Here is an 18,922-nt window from a genome sequence, read left to right on the forward strand (position 1 = left end):
GCATGTGTGGCATCGTCGGTATCGTCGGTAAGTCGAACGTCAATCAGGCGCTGTATGACGCGCTAACCGTCCTCCAGCACCGCGGCCAGGACGCTGCCGGTATCGTGACCAGCCATGATGGCCGGTTATTCCTGCGCAAGGACAATGGCCTGGTACGTGACGTGTTTCATCAGCGTCATATGCAGCGCCTCGTCGGCCACATGGGCATTGGCCATGTGCGCTATCCGACCGCTGGCAGCTCGACTTCGGCCGAAGCTCAACCGTTTTACGTCAACTCGCCTTACGGCATCACCCTGGCGCACAACGGTAACCTGACCAACGTTGAACAGCTGGCCAAGGAGATTTACGAATCTGACCTGCGCCACGTCAACACCAACTCCGACTCGGAAGTGCTGCTTAACGTGTTCGCTCACGAACTGGCCCAGCGTGGCAAGTTGCAGCCGACCGAAGAAGACGTATTCGCCGCCGTTACCGACGTGCACAACCGTTGCGTCGGTGGTTATGCCGTCGTGGCGATGGTCACCGGCTACGGCATCGTCGGTTTCCGCGACCCGCACGGCATCCGCCCGATTGTCTTCGGCCAGCGTCACACCGACGAAGGCGTGGAGTACATGATCGCCTCCGAAAGCGTGTCCCTGGACGTGCTGGGCTTCACCCTGATTCGCGACCTGGCCCCGGGCGAAGCGGTCTACATCACTGAAGACGGCAAGCTGCACACCCGTCAGTGTGCGACCAATCCGTCCCTGACCCCGTGCATCTTCGAGCACGTTTACCTGGCGCGTCCGGACTCGATCATCGACGGCGTATCGGTCTACAAGGCTCGCCTGCGCATGGGTGAGAAACTGGCCGAGAAGATCCTGCGCGAGCGTCCGGATCACGACATCGACGTGGTTATCCCGATTCCCGATACCAGCCGTACCGCGGCACTGGAACTGGCCAACCACCTGGGCGTGAAGTTCCGCGAAGGTTTCGTCAAGAACCGCTACATCGGCCGGACCTTCATCATGCCGGGCCAGGCCGCACGGAAAAAATCCGTACGCCAGAAACTCAATGCCATCGAGCTGGAATTCCGCGGCAAGAACGTCATGCTGGTGGACGACTCGATCGTGCGCGGTACGACCTGCAAGCAGATCATCCAGATGGCGCGCGAAGCCGGCGCCAAGAACGTCTACTTCTGCTCCGCAGCCCCTGCCGTGCGTTACCCGAACGTTTACGGCATCGACATGCCGAGCGCCCATGAGCTGATCGCCCACAATCGTTCGACCCAGGACGTGGCTGACCTGATCGGCGCCGACTGGCTGATCTATCAGGACCTGCCTGACCTGATCGAAGCGGTCGGTGGTGGCAAGATCAAGATCGAGCACTTCGATTGCGCCGTGTTCGACGGCAAGTACGTCACCGGCGACGTTGACGAGGCTTACCTGAACAAGATCGAGCAGGCACGTAACGATGCCTCCAAGGTCAAGACGCAGGCTGTCAGTGCGATCATCGATCTGTACAACAATTGAGTTTCCACCGGCCCTGAGGGGCCGGTTTTGTATCTATCAAAGACTGTTTATCTATCAAGAACGGGGCAAGGAGTGACAGCATGAGTCAGGATTGGGATGCCGGTCGGCTGGACAGCGACCTCGATGGCGTAGCGTTCGATACCCTGGCCGTACGCGCCGGCCAGCACCGCACGCCCGAAGGCGAACACGGTGATCCGATGTTCTTCACTTCAAGCTATGTGTTCCGTACCGCGGCCGATGCGGCGGCGCGTTTCGCGGGCGAAGTGCCAGGCAACGTTTACTCGCGCTACACCAACCCGACCGTGCGCGCGTTCGAAGAGCGCATTGCTGCTCTGGAAGGCGCGGAGCAGGCCGTGGCGACGGCCACCGGCATGGCGGCGATCCTCGCCGTGGTGATGAGCCTGTGCAGTGCCGGCGACCATGTACTGGTGTCGCGCAGCGTATTTGGCTCGACCATCAGCCTGTTCGAAAAGTACTTCAAGCGTTTTGGCATCGAAGTCGATTACGTGCCGCTGGCGGACCTGTCCGGCTGGGATGCCGCGATCAAGGCCAACACCAAATTGCTGTTCGTCGAGTCGCCGTCCAACCCGTTGGCCGAGTTGGTGGATATCGCCGCGCTGTCTGAAGTGGCCCATGGCAAGGGCGCGATGCTGGTGGTCGACAACTGCTTCTGTACGCCTGCCTTGCAGCAACCCCTGAAGCTCGGCGCGGACGTGGTGGTGCATTCGGCCACCAAGTTCATCGACGGTCAGGGCCGTTGCATGGGTGGCGTGGTGGCGGGTCGGAGCGAGCAGATGAAAGAAATCGTCGGCTTCCTGCGTACCGCGGGCCCGACCCTGAGCCCGTTCAACGCCTGGATCTTCCTCAAGGGCCTGGAAACCCTGAGCCTGCGCATGAAGGCGCATTGTGCCAATGCCCAGCAACTGGCTGAGTGGCTGGAGCAGCAGGACGGCATCGAGAAGGTTCACTACGCCGGCCTCAAGAGTCATCCACAGCACGAACTGGCGCTGCGCCAGCAAAAAGGCTTTGGGGCGGTGGTGAGTTTTGAAGTCAAGGGTGGCAAAGAGGGCGCCTGGCGCTTTATCGATGCGACCCGGCTGATTTCCATCACTGCCAACCTGGGTGACAGCAAGACCACCATCACCCACCCGAGCACCACCTCCCATGGGCGCCTGGCGCCGCAGGAGCGTGAGGCTGCCGGTATTCGCGACAGCTTGATCCGGATCGCGGTCGGCCTGGAAGACGTGGCCGACCTGCAAGCGGATCTGGCGCGCGGGCTGGCTGCCTTGTGATCGAGTTGTCCACGTCTGGCGGTGCTACCAACGGCCGGGTCGCCCTGGTCACGGGTGCGGCACGGGGTATCGGCCTGGGGATTGCCGCCTGGTTGATCAGCGAAGGCTGGCAGGTGGTGCTGAGCGATCTCGATCGTGAGCGGGGCTCCAGGGTGGCCAAGGTGCTGGGTGAACACGCGTGGTTCATCGCCATGGATGTGTCCGATGAGCAGCAAGTGACCCTGGGCGTTGCCGAGGTGCTTGGGCAATTCGGTCGTCTCGATGCACTGGTGTGCAACGCGGCGGTCGCCGACCCTCGCAACATCACCCTGGAAAGCCTTGACCTGGGGTACTGGAACCGGGTGCTGGCGGTCAACCTCAGTGGGCCGATGCTGCTGGCCAAGCACTGTGCGCCCTATCTGCGGGCTCACGGCGGTTCCATCGTCAACCTGGCCTCGACCCGCGCGGGGCAGTCGGAGCCGGACACCGAAGCCTACGCGGCGAGCAAGGGTGGCTTGCTGGCCCTGACTCACGCGCTGGCCATCAGCCTGGGGCCGGAGATTCGGGTCAATGCGGTCAGTCCGGGCTGGATCGATGCCCGTGACCCTGCTGCCCGGCGTGCCGAGCCGCTGAGTGACGCCGATCACGCCCAGCATCCGGCGGGCAGGGTAGGGACGGTCGAAGACGTTGCGGCGATGGTGGCCTGGTTGCTGTCCAGGAATGCCGGGTTCGTCACGGGCCAGGAGTTTGTGGTCGACGGTGGCATGACCAAGAAGATGATTTACGAGCAGTGAGAGGCTGCATATAGCGACAAGCTGCCAGTAAAAGCAGGTCAGTGCAGTATCCGCTGGCGCGTCACGGCTTTTCACTGGCGGCTTGTTACCTGCCTCTTTCAGTTGTTTTTAAAAAAACTTCAATCCTGCTATTGACTTAGCTTCGGTATCTGCGTAAATTTCGCGGCCTCGGAGAAGCAAACGGGTGATTAGCTCAGCTGGGAGAGCGTCTGCCTTACAAGCAGAATGTCGGCGGTTCGATCCCGTCATCACCCACCACTTCTTGAGACTCCTGCGAAAGCAGGAGGGAAGCTGAAAAGCCTCCACCGACGCGCAGCGGTAGTTCAGTCGGTTAGAATACCGGCCTGTCACGCCGGGGGTCGCGGGTTCGAGTCCCGTCCGCTGCGCCATATTTTCCGGATCAGGTTTTCCTGGTTCGAGATTGAAAAGCCTCAAGGCTTTGCAATCAGACGGTTTAACTGGACGCAAGTCCAAAGCGATACGCAGCGGTAGTTCAGTCGGTTAGAATACCGGCCTGTCACGCCGGGGGTCGCGGGTTCGAGTCCCGTCCGCTGCGCCATATCTGCCTCAAGGCCCACTGAACGCCTTGGAGCTACGAAGAAAGCCGCTGGTAACGCCAGTGTCTACTTCGAGTCGATAGCAAAGACCCTGGTCGAAAGATCGGGGTTTTTTGTTTCTGGCATTTCACTTTTCCTGTGCCCGGACTCGTCGGCGCATGATCCTCTCCCGATCTGAATCCAGGTACATATGCCCGATGTGGTTGTCGGTGGCCAGGTCATGCTCCATCCACAGCAGTTCCCAGTGGAAGAACACATAGCGTTCCCAGATATTCCCGAGGGTGACAGGCCCTTGCATCGGCACGTACCGTCATTTTGCTCATGAAGACCAACAAATATCGGGGGCGACCCATTTCCTGCATGCTGCCATGGTCATCAGTCGGCAAGTCCCCGGCGATGCACGGACCTTGTTCTATTCTCAAAGGAACACATTCCACTCAGGAGGAGGGTCCATGGCCACTGAAAAGCAGCATGAACATGACGACGATGGCGACGAGGAGCGGCCGGATGAGGCCGCCCCGCAAGAGAATCCGCCACCGCAAACCTGGAAACACCCGGATGATGGAAAAAGCCTGTCGGACCTCGACGAGGAACGGCCACTGAAGCCCTGAATCCATTGCGTTTTGCCCACTGCCCTTGGTCAACCGCCAGGGGCAGTGTGCTGTCTGGGTCATTCCAGGGCGGTCGCCGCAGAGGATGGGCGGTGTAGCAGTACGCTGTAGGCCACGCGCGGGATACCTGGCAGTCGAAGGTCCAGTAGCCGGCTCAACGACTCGTCCGCACGCAGGTAGGCGTCGCCAAAGTCGCTGTCGAGCTGGGTGGGGTGGGCGATGATCTCCAGCAGTCCGTCCGTGGGGGGCGCTGCGTTGCGTAGGTCCACCGGGGTACACACATAGTCCGCCGTCGCGTTGGCGAGGCGGCGCAAGCGTTGGTTGAGCAGATGTTTGAACACCCGTTTGGGCAGGCTGAGGTTATGCCCCAGATTGCGCGCCAGCCGAACCGGGACCCCTTGGCGGGCGGCAAATCGCGCGACGATCTCGCCGATCGGCCAGATGTTGTGAACGTGTTGATGGGAATCCAGATGGCTGGGTTGCAGGTCGTTGTCCAGGCAGTGTTGCCACTGGGCCTCAAGCTCCTGCAACACCGCTTCACGCTGTTTGCGGCCGAGCCACAAGCGGTGGCGTGCAAGGTTCAGGTCGAACTCGCCAGCGGCGCTGCAGAAGGTTGGCTGGCGGGCGATCGCCTCGCTCAAGGGACGGCCATAGGTGAGGTTGAAGTGCAGGCCGACGCGGCCCTTGAGCAGCGGTTGTTGCGCCAGCTGGCAAGCGGCGTGGAACGCGGGCATGTTGGCCATGGCGGTGGCGGAGCTGATCACCCCGGCCTGGAAGGCCTGCAGGATGATCGCATTCTCGTTCGGGCTGAGGCCGAAATCGTCAGCGTTGACGATGACTTGACGAGGCATGTTCGCCCTCCTTGGGGTGTGTACCGACCACAGGGTTTTTCGCGCCGCCCGGCTTGCCGGTAGCCGCCCGCCAGGCGCGCCAGGCGTGCAGGCGCGGTTTGAGGTGTTGCCAAAGCCGCAGGCCCAGGCCCAGGAATAGACCACTGGGGCGCCACGAATAGAAACTCCAGCGCCAGTGTTCGAGTTGCCCGGTCATGCGTTCATGCAGTTGATGCCCGGAGTTGGTCAGGCTCACGCGCGAGGCATCGATCCACTGCCAGCCTTCGTCCAGACCCCAGCGAATCCATTCCTCAAGCAGTACTCGGCCACTGCCCAGGTCCGCATGTTGTGGCAGGAACGCCAGGTTGTAGTCATACAGCCGGCCTTGTTCCAGCAGCCCGAGACGGTAGCTGATGCAACGCCCGTCGAGTTCCAGTACCACGACCCGGACCAGGCCAAGGGCGGCGAGGCGGGTGAACGCTTCGTTCATCCATTGTCGATGGTGCGCACCGGAAAATATTCCGACGCCTTCGTCACCTTTCCAGCTGACCGCCTCGACCTCGCTGATCGCTTGCAGCAAGGGGCCGATGGTCAGCGCGTCCGGGGCCAGGCGTTTGATCTGCGCACCGCAGGCCGCGATGCGTTTGCGCGCCCGACGCAGTTTGTAGCGCTGATCGCCCGAGACTTCCTGACGGTCACTGTCGCTGATCAGGTGCACCGGCACTCGACAACTGAGGCGCCATTCGCCGGTAGAGCTTAGCGGCATCCAGGGTGTCAGTGTGCCAGGCTGATCCGGGGCCTGCGGCAACTCATTGAGTTGCAACACGGCGTGGGGCAGATGCTGGCGGATCGCCCTTAGCCCCTGTTGCAGGCTGTCGCTGTCCAGGCAGGCGAGCAGGGCGATCCGGTCGGCCAGCGGGTAACCCAGGTGGCGAACGACGCGAAACGGCAACCCGGCAAAACGTTCACGGCAGGCGATCAGCGGCAGGCACAGGCACAGTTGGTCGTCCTGCCAGCCCAGCAGGACCTGCAACGTCGTACCGCCTTGCAGGGCGTGTTCGGCCGCGCGCAACCAGGCCAGGGTATTGAAGGGGGTCGCGTCCGGCACGCGCTGGCGTAGCGCTTCGTACGCGGCTTCCGGAAAGTCAGGGGCGCACAGTGACATGCACCATTGCAATCGCACCGCCATAACGGTTGAACTCCCTGTGCTGCGATGGCGAGGTTGCGCGGCGGCAACCGGTTCGATGGAGGGGCTCATGAGGCGTTCCAGCTCAAGGCAAACAGCGTTTCGCCGGGCAGCTCGAACCTCACCTGGCCGTCCTCGCAGCTGAACGTGGCGGGCCGGCTCTGGCTGTCGGCGCCAAAATACACCAGTGCGCCAGGCTGCAACGGGCATGAGGCGGCGATGCCCTGCAAGGTGACGTGCTGCAGGCGTGTGGTCTTGTTGACGCCCAGCACGCTGCGTTGTCGATCGCTGGCCATGGCCAGCACGTCAACCTCGAACGCGTCATTGTCCAGGCGCACCACGTCCTTGAGCCAGTAGCGCGCGATGAATTGCTGGGCGTAGCCCACCGGCTTGAGCTCGAAGCGATTGCCCTCCAGCACGCGCAACATGCCCTTGCGGTGGTCGCCTTCGTCATCGATCTGGAACCAGTTGAGCATGTCGAGCAGGCCGTCCTGGGCCGAATTGATGGCCACCGAGGCCCACCACAGCGAAGCGAAATGGGTCTCCTGGTCGTAGGGGCTCAAGCTCGAACCGCTGGACATGTTGGTCTGGTCCAGCAGCAGCGCCTTGCGGGGCCGGCCTTGTTGATCGAGGCCCACGAGTTCGGCGGCGCGTCGCACGCCGTCGCGGTAGACACGGGTGGCCAGCAGGTCGCGGATCATCCATTCGTGCCAGGCCAGGGCGTCGATCCGCTCGCCTGAGGCCTGCAGCAGGCGCCGCGCCCAGTCAATGCCACGGCGTTCGGCGGCATTGTCGGCAAAGGGGCCGTTGATCAGCCGCGAACTGGCCGGCATGGCGATGCGCACGCCGGCCTGGAAGTTGGCGGGGTTGCTTTGCACCTGACGCGCCATGCTGTCGAAGACCGCTTGATAGTGGGCAAAGTCCGGGTAGTTAAGGTTCGGCTCATCGGCAAAGGCGATGTAGTGCAGGCCTTTGCCCCCCAAGGCGCGTGTCCCGGCGAGCCAGGCGTCAAGGCCGGCGTTGCTGACCGCATCGGCGCGCAGGTCGGCGACCCGTTGTGTGCCGGCAAGCAGGGTGATGTCGTGGGTAATGCCCAGGCGCTCCTGGTAAAAGCGGCGGAATGGATCCTCGTACTGCGGCCTTTTTGCGGTCAGGTCGACAAGGCTGTAGTAGCTGCCAGCGCGCGGCCTGAGCGCATCGAACAACGGGTGGCTGTCCGGTGGCGGCAGAGCGTAGGGCAGGGCGAGGCCCAGGTCCGGGGTTCGACCGACGGTCCCGGCATGCAGGGTGAGCCGGGTCTGGCCGGCGTCTTCACGCACGGGCTGGAGTTGCTGCGGGTCTTGCGCGAACAGATTGGTGGTGCCGTCGAGCCAGAATGCGGCTTTGCCACTGCCTTGCAGGCGCAACCGCCAGACCTGTTCGGCACTGGCGACTGGCAGCGCCACCTGATCGAATTGCCAATAGTCGCGATAGGGCTTGAGCGCCAGGCTCAGCGTTTTGCCATCGCCCAGTCGCTCTGCTTGCAGTGCCCTGACACCGCCATGGAATTTGCCGGCCAGGATCGCCCGTTCGCCGGGCGCGACCTTGAAATACAGCTCGTCGCCATCCCGGGTTTCGGCGCTGAAGTGAACCTTGGCCGGGGCCAGCAGCGCGACGGTGTGTTCATCATGCTCGATCCGGTAGTTGCGAAAGCTGTAGCCGGGAATCTCCAGTCGATAGCTGGAGGCACTCGGCGCCAGGGCCCAGCGCTGGCTGCCCCGGGTTTCACTGGCCTTGATGTGCCGTTCGCCCGCGAGGTTGCCCTGGCCGTCAAGCAGGTACAGCTGCTCTTCGTTGGCGTCCGCTTGCCAGGCCGGGACCCAACTCACGATCAGGGTGTCAGGCTGCCCGGCCTGCAGGTACAGGCTGGCGTCACGAATGTCGCCCCAGCGCATGGGCGCGGCCTGCGCGCTCAGGCCCAGGCCGAGGCTGAACACTAGCAGTAGGTGCTTCATGCCGGTTTACGCATCAGCAGTTGACGCATCGGTCCCAGATCGCTGGGCAGGATGATCAGGGTTTGCCACACCGGCACGCCGCTGAGGCGACAGTACAGACACAGCAGGGCGACGGTCACTGACAGGTAAGCAACGGAGGACGCCGCGGCGGCGCCGACGATGCCATAGACGGGAATCAGCAGCAGGTTCAGCGCCAGGTTGAACAGGGCGCAGAGGCCCATCACCAGCGAAATGCTGCCGGGCCGGTTCTTGCCCAGCAGATCCAGGCGCAGGATGCTCACGTAACACAGTCCAAGCAGGCCTGGCAGCAAGGCCAGCAGCGCCGGGTACGCCGGCTGGTAGGCCTCTCCGAACAGAGTGACGATCAGCCATTCGCCGACCAGTGCCATGCTCACGCAGGCGGCGATCATCACCGTGGCGGTCAGGCGCAAGGCCAGGGGGGTCAGGCGCTCGATACCTTCTTCCTGCTGCAACAGGCGCTTCATCAACGGTGTGGTCACCGCTTCCGGTACGATAAACAGCAGTTCGCCAGCGGCGGTGGCCATGGCGTATTCACCCAGCGCGGTGCTACCCAGCAAAGCGCCGATCAGCAGGTAATCGGAGCGCAGGATCACCTGCTGAAACAGCAGGTCGGGATGGCTTCTGGCGCTGTAGCGCAGCAGTTCATTCTGCCCCGCGCGATCCCATTGCAGGCGCAGCGGGTGATCGCGCTTGAGCCAGTACCAGCCCACGGCGACCACCAGGCAGATGCCCGCGAGCCAACTGATCAGTGCCGCCTCCAGCGCCGCGCTCTTCCACATCCAGAACAAGGCAAGAAACAGCAGCAACGGGGTCAGGGACTCGATCAGCCGCAAGACGTTGAAGGCGACCACGCCGCCGGAGGCATTGTGCAGGGTCAGCAAGCCGCTCTTGAGCACGGACAACGGCACGACCATCAGCAACAACCAGGCCAGCAGGCCCAGTTGGCGGGTGATGTCCAGTTCAGTGCCGAATTCGCGTGTCAGCGCCACCACCAGCAGGGTCAGCATCGTTGCCAGCAGGCAGCCGAACACCAGCACCTGGCTGAGCAGCAACCCCATGGGGCGTTGTTTTGCCGCCTGAAACCCGACGGCCGAATTCAGGCCGCCGCTGGTGGCGGCGCTGATCAGGTCGGGCAGGGTACTGAGCAAGGCGAACAGGCCCCGTTCGCTGGGACCGAGGATGCGCGCCAGCAGCACGTTGCGCAGCAAGCGCAGGGCGATCATCAACAGCGTGGTGCCCGTGCTCAGCGCCAGGTGCTTGAGGTACTGGTTCAGGGTCATGCGCGGGCCCCTTGGCTGATACGCCAGGCCAGCAGTTCCGGACGGCTGGCGTTGCGCTGGCTGACGCCGAATCGCGGCAGGGCCAGGGGGTCGCCAGTGCCCCGGTAAAGGCCGGCACCGGTGCCCAGTGCAAAGGGGTAACGGTGCGCCGCCAACTGCTGGCGCACCCGCTGGTCGTGGTCGCCGTTGGGGTAGCAGTACACCGGCAGCGGCTGCAGGCAGCCGTTGTCCAGGGCGTCGCGGCTGCGCCGCAGTTCCAGTTCCAGGCGCTGGTCGTCCAGCCCGGTGAGGATGGCATGGCTGGCACCGTGGGGACCAAAGCTGATCAGTCCGGAGTTCTCCAGGGTGCGCACCTGATGCCAATCCAGCGCCTGGGGCAATGCATCCTCGGGGCAGGTCCCGGCAAGCTGGCTGAGGGTGTCCGGCGACAAGCGCTTGAGCGTTTGCAGGTAATGCGCCAGGGCCAGGCTACGGCGCTGTTCGTCGGCCTCGCCGAGCAGGTTTTCGGGCACCGTATGACCCGACAGTTGCAGGTGATCGATCAAGTCCTGGCGCGCAACGTCACCGTGACTGCCCCACAGGGTTTCCCCCAGGCTTTCCCACCAGAAGCGCTGGCGACTGCCGATAAAGTCCGTGGACAGGAAAATGCTCGCCGGTACCTGATGCTGTTGCAGCACTGGGAAGGCATTGAGCGCGTTGTCACGCCAGCCGTCGTCAAAGGTCAGCGCCACCCGTGGCCGGGCTGACCGGCGCAGGCCGGCGTCGGGCTGCAGCAGCGACATCAGCGGCACGCAGTCGAAGTGCCGCTTGAGCCAACCGAGCAGGTGATCGAAGGCCTGGGGGCCGACACACAACTCATTGCGGTGCGGCAGTGTCGCCGCCGCGTCGTCGGCCAGTACCCGGTGCAGCATCAGGATGACGCCGGCACCGCGCAGTTGCCGACGGCCCAGGGGCGAGTTGAGGTACAGCCAGCCACCGGTACGCTTGATCAGTTGCTTGATGGGCATGGGGGTACTCTCTCAGCGATTTTGCCCGGGGTTCCATTGGCGATACCGCTGGCCACGCAGGAACTGCCACACACCGAGGCTCATCCCGGCCAGGGTCACCAGCACGAAGGCTGCGAGGCGAAAGGGCCTGGGCAAACGGTGGTGCACATCCAGCAAGCCGGCGACCGCCACGCTGTAGCCGAGGAGTTGGGTGATCAGTGTCAGGCGATAGAAGGGGTGTTCGTCCCACAGCCAGAAGTTACTCAGCAGCAGCGGCAGCAGCAGGATCGGTGCCAGCCGGCGAATCAGTTTGTGGCTGATCAACGCCAGGGCATACAGGCCGTGGGTCAGGGGATTGAGCAACTCGCGGCGCTGGGCCAGGCTTTGCAGGCCGCCGACCGTTACCCGTTGCCGGCGGCGAAACTGCTTGTCGGCCTCGTCCACGCCCTGGTCGAGCACCACCGCTTCGGGCACGTAGATAATCCGTTTGAAGGCCACGGGGGCGCAGGTGCTGACAAAGAAGTCGTCATTGACCTCGGCCGGTATGGGCTGGAACAGTGCGCGGCGCAGCGCCAGCAACGCACCATCGGCGGAGACCATGCAGCCGGTGCGGTTTTCCACCCGCCGCAACCAGCCTTCGTAATGCCGATACAGGCTGTCGCCCAGGCTCAGGCCCTTGCCGGGGTTAGGGATGATCATGTGCCCGGCACAGGCCCCGACATCCGGGTCGCTCAGCGCCGCCAGCAGATGCCCGAGGGTGTCATGGGACCATTGGTTGTCGGCATCGGTGAAGACCAGGATGTCCCCTGCACTGTGGGCGACGGCGCTGTTCAGGGTCGCGGCCTTGCCCTGGCGGGGCAGGTCGAGCACGCGCAGGCGCGGGTCGTTCACCCGTTGCGCACAAGCCACGGTGTCGTCGGTCGAGCCGTCGCTGGCGAGAATGACCTGCAGCGTCAGCGCCTGATAATCCTGGGCCAGCACGCTGCGCAGTTTCGCTTCGATGTGCCGGGCTTCGTTGTGGGCGGCAATGATCACACTGACATTCAGCGGCTCGGCGTTGCCATGGTGCCGAGGGGCGAACAGCGGCGAGAGCACGGTCAACAGCAGCGGGTAGCCGAGGTAGGCGTAGACCGGCAGCAACAGGCACAACCAGAACAGGAATTCAGCCACGGGCCGGCCTCCTGGCGCTCCAATGACACAGGCTGAGCACACAGGCCGCGCCGGCCAGGTGCAAGCGTACCCAGTGCAGCCCCCACAGTTGCAGGGTCAACCTCGGGTCGCGGTGTTTCAGGCTTTGCCGCAGGCTCAGTAGCAGCGCGGGCAGGCTGGTGACAAACAGCAGCAGCAACGCCAGGTGGGGCAGGCCCTTGAACAAGGCCGAAAGGGCCATGAAGTCCAGCGCCCAGGCGACGAGCGACAGCAGTGGGAAACGCAGCAGGCGCAAGCTCACGCCCTGGCTGCGCAGCAGTTGCAGGTGACTGCCCTGGCGCCACAGTTCCTTGCCCATCCATTCGCGCCAACTGCCTTCGTAGCCCCAATGCAGGGCGACACTTTCATTGACCGACAACAGTCGCGCCCCCGTTCCGCTCAGGCGCAAGGTCAGGTCCTTGTCCTCTCCGGTACGCAGGCTTTCGTTGAAGCCGCCGATGGCCACAAAGCGTTCGCGGCGCATCAGCAGGTTGGCCGAGGGCAGCCATTGCACCGGGTGCATCGCCTGGGTGGTCGGGCGCAGGGTGCGGCGTTGCCAGGCGTGGGCAAACCACGGCGCCTGGAGTGGGGTGTGCAGATCCAGTGCCAGCACGTCGGCCTGCCCGGCCAGTTCCAGCCCCGTCAGCAAGGTCAGCCAGTTGGTCGGCATTTCGATGTCGGCATCGATAAACGCCAGCCATTCGCCGCTGGCCAGCGCTGCGCCGCGATTGCGCAAGGCGCCGATGTGCAGGCCGGGATGGCTCGACACGTGAGCACCCAGGTTACGGGCGATCTGCGGTCCCTGATCATGGGAGCCGTTGTCGACCACAATCAGCTCGCACTCAAGCCCCGCCGATTTCGCCGCCAAACGGGCCGACTGCAAGGTCCGCGCAATGTGTCGCGCCTCGTTGAACATCGGAATGACAATGCTGATGCGGCTCATGCCTGGCGCTCCGGCAAGGGGCTTTGTTCGGCCTTCAGGCGCAGCACCCAGGACATCGCCAGCATGATCCACAGGTATTTCTGGTTCGCGGCGCTGAGGAACAGCAAAAACAGCATCAGCGACAACAGGCTCATGGCCAGGTGCGTGACCAGGTCGGCCTGTTCCCACTCATGGCGCTTGAGCCAGGCTGCGCGGGCGCGCTGCAGGTTGAACAGGCCCGTGCCGAGCAGACCGACAAACAGCAACCCGGCCGGAATACCCAGCTCACTGAACGTTTCCAGGTAGGTGTTGTGGGCACGACGGTACAACTCGTCGGCGCTGCCCTTGATCGAGAATGCCTTGGCGTAGCCGGTGACCGAGTAGTGCAGCGGGAAGGTACCCGGGCCCGAGCCCAGCAACGGGTTTTCCTGGATCATCTTGCTGCCGACCACAATGTACGAAGCGCGACGCCCCAACGACTCGTCACGGTGGGTACTGGCACCGGAGCTCAGAATGCTCAGCGACTGGATGCGCGCCAGGTATCCGGCCGGCATGGCGTAGATGGCCAGCGGAATCACGATCGCCGCGCCGAGCATGGCAAACCCCAGGTGACGCGGACGAATGCGTGGTAACTGGGCACGGTAGTGGTACAGGCCGATGAGCAGGGTGATGAGCAACACCACAAACCCGGAACGGGACTCGGTCTTGGTCATGCCGCCCAACAACAACAGGCAGCAACCGCCCCAGAGCAAGCGTTGCCACAGGCCGGGACTCTTGAGCAGCAACAACGACGCCAAGGGGACGGCGAAAGCGATCAGCAGGGCAAAGGTGTTCGGGTCGACCAGCAGGCCAGCGGCGCGCCCCTGTGCCTGATACTTGATGGAGAACATCGCCAGGGCGCACGTCAGCGACACGCTGAGGGTCGCCAGTCGACAAAACATCATCATGTTCATCTCGCGGCCGATCAGCAGGGTGATCACGAACAGCACCAGGCCGACGCTGATTTCACGCAGGTTCATCAGGGACAGGTCCAGGTTATCGGTCAGCAGCATGCTCAGGAAGTACAGCACCATGAACCCGATCAGAAAGCGCCACAGGTTGCTGCGCAAGCGCTCGGACGGAATCTGGTGCACCGCCAGTTGCAGGCACAGGACCAGCGCCAGGGATGCGCCCAGGAGTTTTGCCCCGGTCGGGGTGCTGTCCTTGAACAGACCTTCAAGCGGAACCATTGCCACGATCCCCAGCAAGCCCCAGGCCGGCCGGCGATACAACACCGCCACGCCAACGATACCCAGCACGGCGCCGGGGGCCAGGTACGGCCAGGGACTGGCCAGCAGCACCAGAGAGGCCAGCCCCAAAAGGCTGACCAGCGACAGAGGGATGATCATGCGCGAGCCTCCTGTGCAGTGCGGATATACAACTGCGACCAGCGCTCGGCGAGGGCCCGCAGGTCGTAGCGGTCGAGTTGGGTGCGGCGGGCGTTTTCCGTCAGCGCGCGAGCCAATAGCGGTTCGTTGAGCAGGGTTTCCAATTGTCGCGCCAGCGCCGGGCTGTCGGCAGGTGCGGCGAGCAACCCGTTGTGCCGGTCTTCGAGCACATCGGGAATGCCACCGACCCCGAACGCTACCACCGGTACTCCGGCCTGCATGGCCTCCAGCAGAATCATGGGTGTGCCTTCGGTGCGCGAGCTGATGACCAGTGCATCGAACTGCGTCCACCAGGGGCCCATCTCGGTCTGGTAGCCCGGCAGCGTAATGCGTTCCCGCAAGCCGGCAGCGTCGATGCGTGCCACCAGGGCGGGTCGTTCCGGGCCGTCACCGAGCATCACCGCATGCAACTGCGGATACTGCTGGCACAGCGGGATCAAGGCATCGAGGAACAGGTCCGGGCCTTTCTCGTAGCTCAAGCGTCCGACGTAGCCGGCCAGCCAGCGCTGTTGATCGGCGCTGCGTTGGGGCAGGGCATTGGCCGCCGGCAAACCGTTGGGAATCACCTGGAGCTTGTCCGCCCGGACACTGGCATGCCGGCACAGCACCGCAATGCTCTCGGCCACGCAGACCACCCGGTCCACCGACGCCGTGCGGCACAGTTGCAGGCTGAGCCAGGTGTAGAACTTCTGTTTGCGGCTGCGCGGGGTGAAGCCGTGCTGGGTAGTCACCAGCGGCAGGCGCAGCAAGGTCGCGGCGACCCAGCCCAACACCAGGCCCTTGAAGTTGTGGGTGTTGATCAGCGGACGTTCGTCGCGCCGTTGGCGCAGGTGCCGGATCAATTCACCCAGTCCCGCGCAGGCACGGCAATCGACCCCGGCGGCGCGAAACCGGGCGATGAGTTCGGGCGGCGCATCGAGGAACAGCACCTGGTGCTGGCCGGGCGTTGCCAGGCAATGGTCCAGCAACATCCGCTCGGCACCGTAGAACCCGCCGCTGCCGAGCAGATGAATGATCGGCAGCGCAGGAGCGGTCTGCCCGTTCAATTGCGCATCCAGTGCAGGAAGCTGGGGACGGTCCAGTTCGGGTGCGGATTGTTCGGCAACGCTTTCTGGTCGTTGATCACCAGCAGAACCGGCAAGCCCAGTTCGCGGCTGATTTGCGCCGGGTGTTTGAAGCGATGGTCGAAGAACTCACGGACATAGACCAGGGCGATCGCCAGCAGCAGCCCGGTGAACAGGCCGAACGGAATAATCAGCAACGGTTTTGGAAATGCCGCCTCGGTGGGTTCGAACGGTGGGCTCAGGACCCGTGCGTTCGACAGGTCGTTGTCGAGCAGGCGCGCGGTACTGCTTTCGGCAAAGCGCTGGGCGTAGGTGGAGAACGCGGTATGCAGGGCGTTGATTTCGGTGTCCATCTGCCGCAGCTTGCTCTGGGTTTCCTGCAACTGGTGGATACGCTCCTTGTACTCGGCAATGCGCGCGATTTTCTGGTCGATCACCGAACTGATGACCGCCAGGTCGTTGGTCCGCTCCTGAATCCGGTTGCCGACCACTTTCAGGAACTGCTGGCGGCCGCGGGTAATTTGTTCGCGGGTCAGCAGCATCGGTTCACTGCCAGGCTGGAACACTGCCAGGTCGTTGTTGTAGCGCGTGACCAGAATCGTCAGCTGTTCGCCGAGCTGTTTGATTTCCCGGTCCTCGAACGCCACCTTGTCCACGGTGGTGGTGAAGGTGTAGGGGAAGGTGTAATCGCTGAACCTGGCGTTGCCGGCGTTACCCAGGTTGGCCTTCAGGTAGTCGAGCCAGCGTTGGTTTTCCAGCAGGCGGTCGCGGTACAGGTTCAGTGCCTGTTCTTCCGTGTTGATGGCATTCAGGCGGAAGGTGATTTCCTCCTTGGGATCGGACGAACCGACGCGCTCCAGCAGCCCCAGCCGCGTACCTTCCAGGCCGTCGAGGCGGGTCTGGTATTGCAGTTTCTTGGTTTCATAGAACGTTTGTGGCAAGTCGATCGATTGCAGTTCCTGACGGTTTTGCAGGTAGTTCTGCAGCAGTTGCGCCACGAAGTCGGTGCCCTGCTTGGGGTCGCCAAAACTGTAGATGATCGAGATCACATTGGAGCCAGGCAGGGTTTCGACCTTCAGCTTGTCGATGGCCTCTTGCGTCAGCCCGTCCAGGGTCGTATCGCGCACCGGGTCGACTTCCAGCCCGAACAGCTGGCGCGCCGGGTTGATCACGTACTCGCGCAGCGGGTTGATCAGCAGGTTGCGCAGCGGGTCGGTCACCACTCTGGCGAGCAGGCCCGGGGTCGGGTTGTACTCACCCTTGTCGCGCAGCTGGCTGATGGTCTGGCGAATCAGCGCGGGTGAACGCAGGATGTTGGCCTCGGTTTCCATGTCCGACAGGGTCGGCGGGACGAAGGTCGCATTTTCCTGGGTCAGGGAGGTGGTGGCATCCCCCTGGGACAGTTTCTTGGACTGCACGATCACTTGCGCGGTGATATCGAAGCTCTGTTTGAGCACCAGCGGCAGTAGCAGGGCGATCACTGCAAAGATCAGGAAGACTCGTTTGACCAACTGTTTGTTGGCGAAAAAGATCCTGAAGAACTCATGCAGGTAGTTTTCTTTTGGATTCATGGCCGGTCACCTGAGCGTTAGTCACTGTCACTGTCTTTGTCGTCCAAGCGATAACTGAAGCTCATGCCCACGCCCTGGAAGAGCACGACATCCGCCAGTTGCCGCGCCAGTTCACCGGCGCTGGCCAGTTTGGTCTTGGGCACGAAGAGCATGTCGTCCGGTTGCAGGTAGGCGATCTGCGTGGCGTCGCCGGACAGGGCCGCGTCGACGTCATAGTGGCGGGCTTCGACCTGATTGCCGTTGCGCCGCATGATCACCACCGAATCCAGACGGGCCTTGGCGTTGGCGCCACGCGCCAGGGTCAGGGCCTCGAGCACCGAGATCGGCCGCCGGACCGGGTAGGCACCCGGTTGGCCGACTTCACCGAGCACGAACACTTCGTTGCCCTGGGTGGACTTGAGCATCACGTCGACGGTCATCCGTCCCGGCAACTGCGCATAGCGCGTGTTCAGGAAGGTTTCCAGCTGGCTGACGCTCATCCCTTGCAGGGGCACGGCACCGACTTCCGGAAAGCTCGCGTAACCGTCGTTGCCCACGATGATTTCCCGGCTCATACCGGTGACCGGGTGGTTCAGCGTGCTTTTGAGGTTGTTCTCGTTGCTCAGCGGGCTGATCACCTGCACGGTCAACTGGTTGCGGTTGGGCTGGAACAGCATCTTGCGTTGATAGGCACGCTGGATTTCATCGCGTGCCTGCTCGCTGGTCAGCCCCTCGATTTTCACCGAGGTGTTGGCGCCCGGCAGCGCAATGGTGCCGTCCGGCAATACCAGTTGGCTGCCGTTGAGCTGGCTGGCGGCGGTGAAATTCAGGCCGATCTGGTCACCGGATTGAATACGGTAGGCCGATGAGCCTGAGGTGCTGACGTGGAAGATCACGTCCAGTTTGTCGCCCGGGCGCAGGGTCTGTTCGACCTTGGGCATATCGGTGGCCTGGGCGTTGGCCGGTGCGGCGGTGAGGATCTGCACCGGCATGCTCTGGGTTTCGGTGTGGCTGGAGCAACCTGCTAGAGGCAGCAACAGCAGGGCAAGCCATTTCGCGTTCATGAGGTCATCCTTTGGCTGCTGTCTTTACAGGTTGTTGTAGAGCCATTTGGGCATGTAGTACTTGCGGCCGTTGAAGATGCTGCCGACCAGCTTTGCCCCGGCCTGGGTCAGGCGCTGGCCGGCCGCTTGTGCGACTTCCCAGCGGGTGTCCTCGGCACGCACCACCAGCACCACGCCGTCCACCAGGGTGCTGATGACCAGGGTGTCGGTGGCCGAATACACCGGGTCGCCGTCGATCACCACAAACCGGTACTGCTCGGCCAGTTGCTTGAGCAGGGGGCGTAGCTGCTCGGGTGTGAGGTGCTCGGCACCGCGTCGATGGTGGCCGTTGGGCAGCACCAGGAACGGCAGACCCGTCAACTGCGTGACGCAATCGTGCAGCGGTGGCGCGCTGTCGTGGTTGAACACCAGGTCGCGAAAACCTCGCTCCTTGTGCAGCCCCAACTGCTGGCTCAGGTTGTTGGCGGACTGGCTGGCATCGACCAGCAGCACTTGGCCGCTGCTCATTTCCGCCAGTTGCCGGGCCAGCACTAGGGCACTGCTGCTGGTTCCGTCGCCGCTGTTGGCGGCCGTCAGGAACAGGACGCGCAGGTCCTGGTCGAGTACGGTCGAGGTCAGGTTGGATTCGCTCGGATTGGCGATGGTCAAGCTTTTGGTTGAACCGTCCAT

17 protein-coding genes and 3 tRNA genes are annotated in these 18,922 nt (G+C 63.3%); 7 read left to right on the forward strand and 13 right to left on the reverse strand.

The window, feature by feature from the left end; genetic code table 11:
- Positions 1 to 2 precede the first annotated feature (2 nt).
- From purF to CKW25_RS23535, 6 genes are all read left to right on the forward strand, one after another.
- Positions 3 to 1,508, forward strand: a complete 1,506-nt coding sequence (gene purF / locus CKW25_RS23510) for an amidophosphoribosyltransferase (RefSeq protein WP_095083038.1) — start codon at positions 3 to 5, stop codon at positions 1,506 to 1,508.
- Positions 1,509 to 1,588: 80 nt separating this feature from the next.
- A complete protein-coding gene (locus tag CKW25_RS23515; RefSeq protein ID WP_095083040.1) occupies positions 1,589 to 2,800 on the forward strand; it encodes an O-succinylhomoserine sulfhydrylase in 1,212 nt (403 codons plus the stop codon).
- On the forward strand, positions 2,797 to 3,573 hold the full coding sequence (locus CKW25_RS23520) for an SDR family oxidoreductase (protein WP_095083042.1): 777 nt from the start codon (positions 2,797 to 2,799) through the stop codon (positions 3,571 to 3,573). The genes CKW25_RS23515 and CKW25_RS23520 overlap by 4 nt, the downstream gene beginning before the upstream one ends.
- A gap of 182 nt (positions 3,574 to 3,755) precedes the next feature.
- Positions 3,756 to 3,831 (forward strand) — tRNA-Val (locus CKW25_RS23525).
- 54 nt (positions 3,832 to 3,885) lie between these two features.
- Positions 3,886 to 3,962: transfer RNA gene (locus CKW25_RS23530), tRNA-Asp, on the forward strand.
- Positions 3,963 to 4,055: 93 nt separating this feature from the next.
- Positions 4,056 to 4,132, forward strand: a tRNA-Asp gene (locus CKW25_RS23535).
- Positions 4,133 to 4,257: 125 nt separating this feature from the next.
- Here the strand turns inward: CKW25_RS23535 and CKW25_RS26715 are convergent.
- Positions 4,258 to 4,428, reverse strand: coding sequence for a hypothetical protein (locus tag CKW25_RS26715; RefSeq protein ID WP_172736616.1), 171 nt, complete (start codon positions 4,426 to 4,428; stop codon positions 4,258 to 4,260).
- Positions 4,429 to 4,582: 154 nt separating this feature from the next.
- On the opposite strand from CKW25_RS26715, the gene CKW25_RS26720 reads away from it, so the two are divergent.
- Positions 4,583 to 4,741: a hypothetical protein gene (locus CKW25_RS26720; protein WP_172736620.1), complete on the forward strand. Its 159-nt coding sequence runs from the start codon at positions 4,583 to 4,585 to the stop codon at positions 4,739 to 4,741.
- Between the two features lie 59 nt (positions 4,742 to 4,800).
- Here CKW25_RS26720 and CKW25_RS23540 read toward each other — a convergent pair whose 3' ends face one another.
- The 12 genes from CKW25_RS23540 to CKW25_RS23595 form a co-directional block, all read right to left on the reverse strand.
- Positions 4,801 to 5,592, reverse strand: coding sequence for a carbohydrate deacetylase (locus CKW25_RS23540; RefSeq protein ID WP_095083044.1), 792 nt, complete (start codon positions 5,590 to 5,592; stop codon positions 4,801 to 4,803).
- Positions 5,564 to 6,760 (reverse strand): GNAT family N-acetyltransferase, encoded by a 1,197-nt coding sequence (locus tag CKW25_RS23545; RefSeq protein ID WP_095083046.1) that lies wholly within the window; start codon positions 6,758 to 6,760, stop codon positions 5,564 to 5,566. Before CKW25_RS23545 ends, CKW25_RS23540 begins: the two co-directional genes overlap by 29 nt.
- 65 nt (positions 6,761 to 6,825) lie before the next feature.
- Positions 6,826 to 8,751, reverse strand: coding sequence for a hypothetical protein (locus tag CKW25_RS23550; protein ID WP_095083049.1), 1,926 nt, complete (start codon positions 8,749 to 8,751; stop codon positions 6,826 to 6,828).
- A complete protein-coding gene (locus CKW25_RS23555) occupies positions 8,748 to 10,052 on the reverse strand; it encodes a lipopolysaccharide biosynthesis protein (protein ID WP_095083051.1) in 1,305 nt (434 codons plus the stop codon). Before CKW25_RS23555 ends, CKW25_RS23550 begins: the two co-directional genes overlap by 4 nt.
- Positions 10,049 to 11,059, reverse strand: coding sequence for a polysaccharide deacetylase family protein (locus CKW25_RS23560; protein ID WP_095083053.1), 1,011 nt, complete (start codon positions 11,057 to 11,059; stop codon positions 10,049 to 10,051). Before CKW25_RS23560 ends, CKW25_RS23555 begins: the two co-directional genes overlap by 4 nt.
- Positions 11,060 to 11,071: 12 nt before the next feature.
- Positions 11,072 to 12,208 carry a glycosyltransferase family 2 protein gene (locus CKW25_RS23565; RefSeq protein WP_095083055.1) on the reverse strand — a complete coding sequence of 379 codons (1,137 nt, stop codon included), beginning with the start codon at positions 12,206 to 12,208 and terminating at the stop codon, positions 11,072 to 11,074.
- On the reverse strand, positions 12,201 to 13,169 hold the full coding sequence (locus CKW25_RS23570) for a glycosyltransferase family 2 protein (RefSeq protein WP_095083058.1): 969 nt from the start codon (positions 13,167 to 13,169) through the stop codon (positions 12,201 to 12,203). Before CKW25_RS23570 ends, CKW25_RS23565 begins: the two co-directional genes overlap by 8 nt.
- Positions 13,166 to 14,536 (reverse strand): O-antigen ligase, encoded by a 1,371-nt coding sequence (locus CKW25_RS23575; protein ID WP_095083060.1) that lies wholly within the window; start codon positions 14,534 to 14,536, stop codon positions 13,166 to 13,168. The genes CKW25_RS23570 and CKW25_RS23575 overlap by 4 nt, the downstream gene beginning before the upstream one ends.
- Positions 14,533 to 15,621, reverse strand: coding sequence for a glycosyltransferase family 4 protein (locus CKW25_RS23580; RefSeq protein ID WP_172736622.1), 1,089 nt, complete (start codon positions 15,619 to 15,621; stop codon positions 14,533 to 14,535). The genes CKW25_RS23575 and CKW25_RS23580 overlap by 4 nt, the downstream gene beginning before the upstream one ends.
- Positions 15,618 to 17,210, reverse strand: a complete 1,593-nt coding sequence (locus CKW25_RS23585; protein WP_095083062.1) for a Wzz/FepE/Etk N-terminal domain-containing protein — start codon at positions 17,208 to 17,210, stop codon at positions 15,618 to 15,620. The genes CKW25_RS23580 and CKW25_RS23585 overlap by 4 nt, the downstream gene beginning before the upstream one ends.
- Before the next feature lie 17 nt (positions 17,211 to 17,227).
- Complete coding sequence (locus tag CKW25_RS23590) at positions 17,228 to 18,253, reverse strand: polysaccharide biosynthesis/export family protein (RefSeq protein WP_095083063.1); 1,026 nt, start codon at positions 18,251 to 18,253, stop codon at positions 17,228 to 17,230.
- A 24-nt stretch (positions 18,254 to 18,277) separates the two neighbouring features.
- The gene (locus CKW25_RS23595) at positions 18,278 to 18,922 is read right to left on the reverse strand and encodes a CpsD/CapB family tyrosine-protein kinase (protein WP_095083065.1); all 645 of its coding nucleotides are present in this window, start codon (positions 18,920 to 18,922) and stop codon (positions 18,278 to 18,280) included.

The sequence above is a fragment of the Pseudomonas sp. Irchel s3h17 genome, from assembly GCF_900187505.1.
Lineage (GTDB): Bacteria > Pseudomonadota > Gammaproteobacteria > Pseudomonadales > Pseudomonadaceae > Aquipseudomonas.

Bases quoted from the DNA above. Each gene is read 5' to 3' on its own strand.
- CKW25_RS26715 (WP_172736616.1), bottom strand. From the start codon at position 4,428: ATGCAAGGGCCTGTCACCCTCGGGAATATCTGGGAACGCTATGTGTTC.
- CKW25_RS23560 (WP_095083053.1), bottom strand. From the start codon at position 11,059: ATGCCCATCAAGCAACTGATCAAGCGTACCGGTGGCTGGCTGTACCTC.
- CKW25_RS23570 (WP_095083058.1), bottom strand. From the start codon at position 13,169: ATGAGCCGCATCAGCATTGTCATTCCGATGTTCAACGAGGCGCGACAC.
- CKW25_RS23595 (WP_095083065.1), bottom strand. From the start codon at position 18,922: ATGGACGGTTCAACCAAAAGCTTGACCATCGCCAATCCGAGCGAATCC.
- purF (WP_095083038.1), top strand. From the start codon at position 3: ATGTGTGGCATCGTCGGTATCGTCGGTAAGTCGAACGTCAATCAGGCG.
- CKW25_RS23585 (WP_095083062.1), bottom strand. From the start codon at position 17,210: ATGAATCCAAAAGAAAACTACCTGCATGAGTTCTTCAGGATCTTTTTC.
- CKW25_RS23545 (WP_095083046.1), bottom strand. From the start codon at position 6,760: ATGGCGGTGCGATTGCAATGGTGCATGTCACTGTGCGCCCCTGACTTT.
- CKW25_RS23590 (WP_095083063.1), bottom strand. From the start codon at position 18,253: ATGAACGCGAAATGGCTTGCCCTGCTGTTGCTGCCTCTAGCAGGTTGC.
- CKW25_RS23550 (WP_095083049.1), bottom strand. From the start codon at position 8,751: ATGAAGCACCTACTGCTAGTGTTCAGCCTCGGCCTGGGCCTGAGCGCG.
- CKW25_RS26720 (WP_172736620.1), top strand. From the start codon at position 4,583: ATGGCCACTGAAAAGCAGCATGAACATGACGACGATGGCGACGAGGAG.
- CKW25_RS23515 (WP_095083040.1), top strand. From the start codon at position 1,589: ATGAGTCAGGATTGGGATGCCGGTCGGCTGGACAGCGACCTCGATGGC.
- CKW25_RS23540 (WP_095083044.1), bottom strand. From the start codon at position 5,592: ATGCCTCGTCAAGTCATCGTCAACGCTGACGATTTCGGCCTCAGCCCG.
- CKW25_RS23555 (WP_095083051.1), bottom strand. From the start codon at position 10,052: ATGACCCTGAACCAGTACCTCAAGCACCTGGCGCTGAGCACGGGCACC.
- CKW25_RS23575 (WP_095083060.1), bottom strand. From the start codon at position 14,536: ATGATCATCCCTCTGTCGCTGGTCAGCCTTTTGGGGCTGGCCTCTCTG.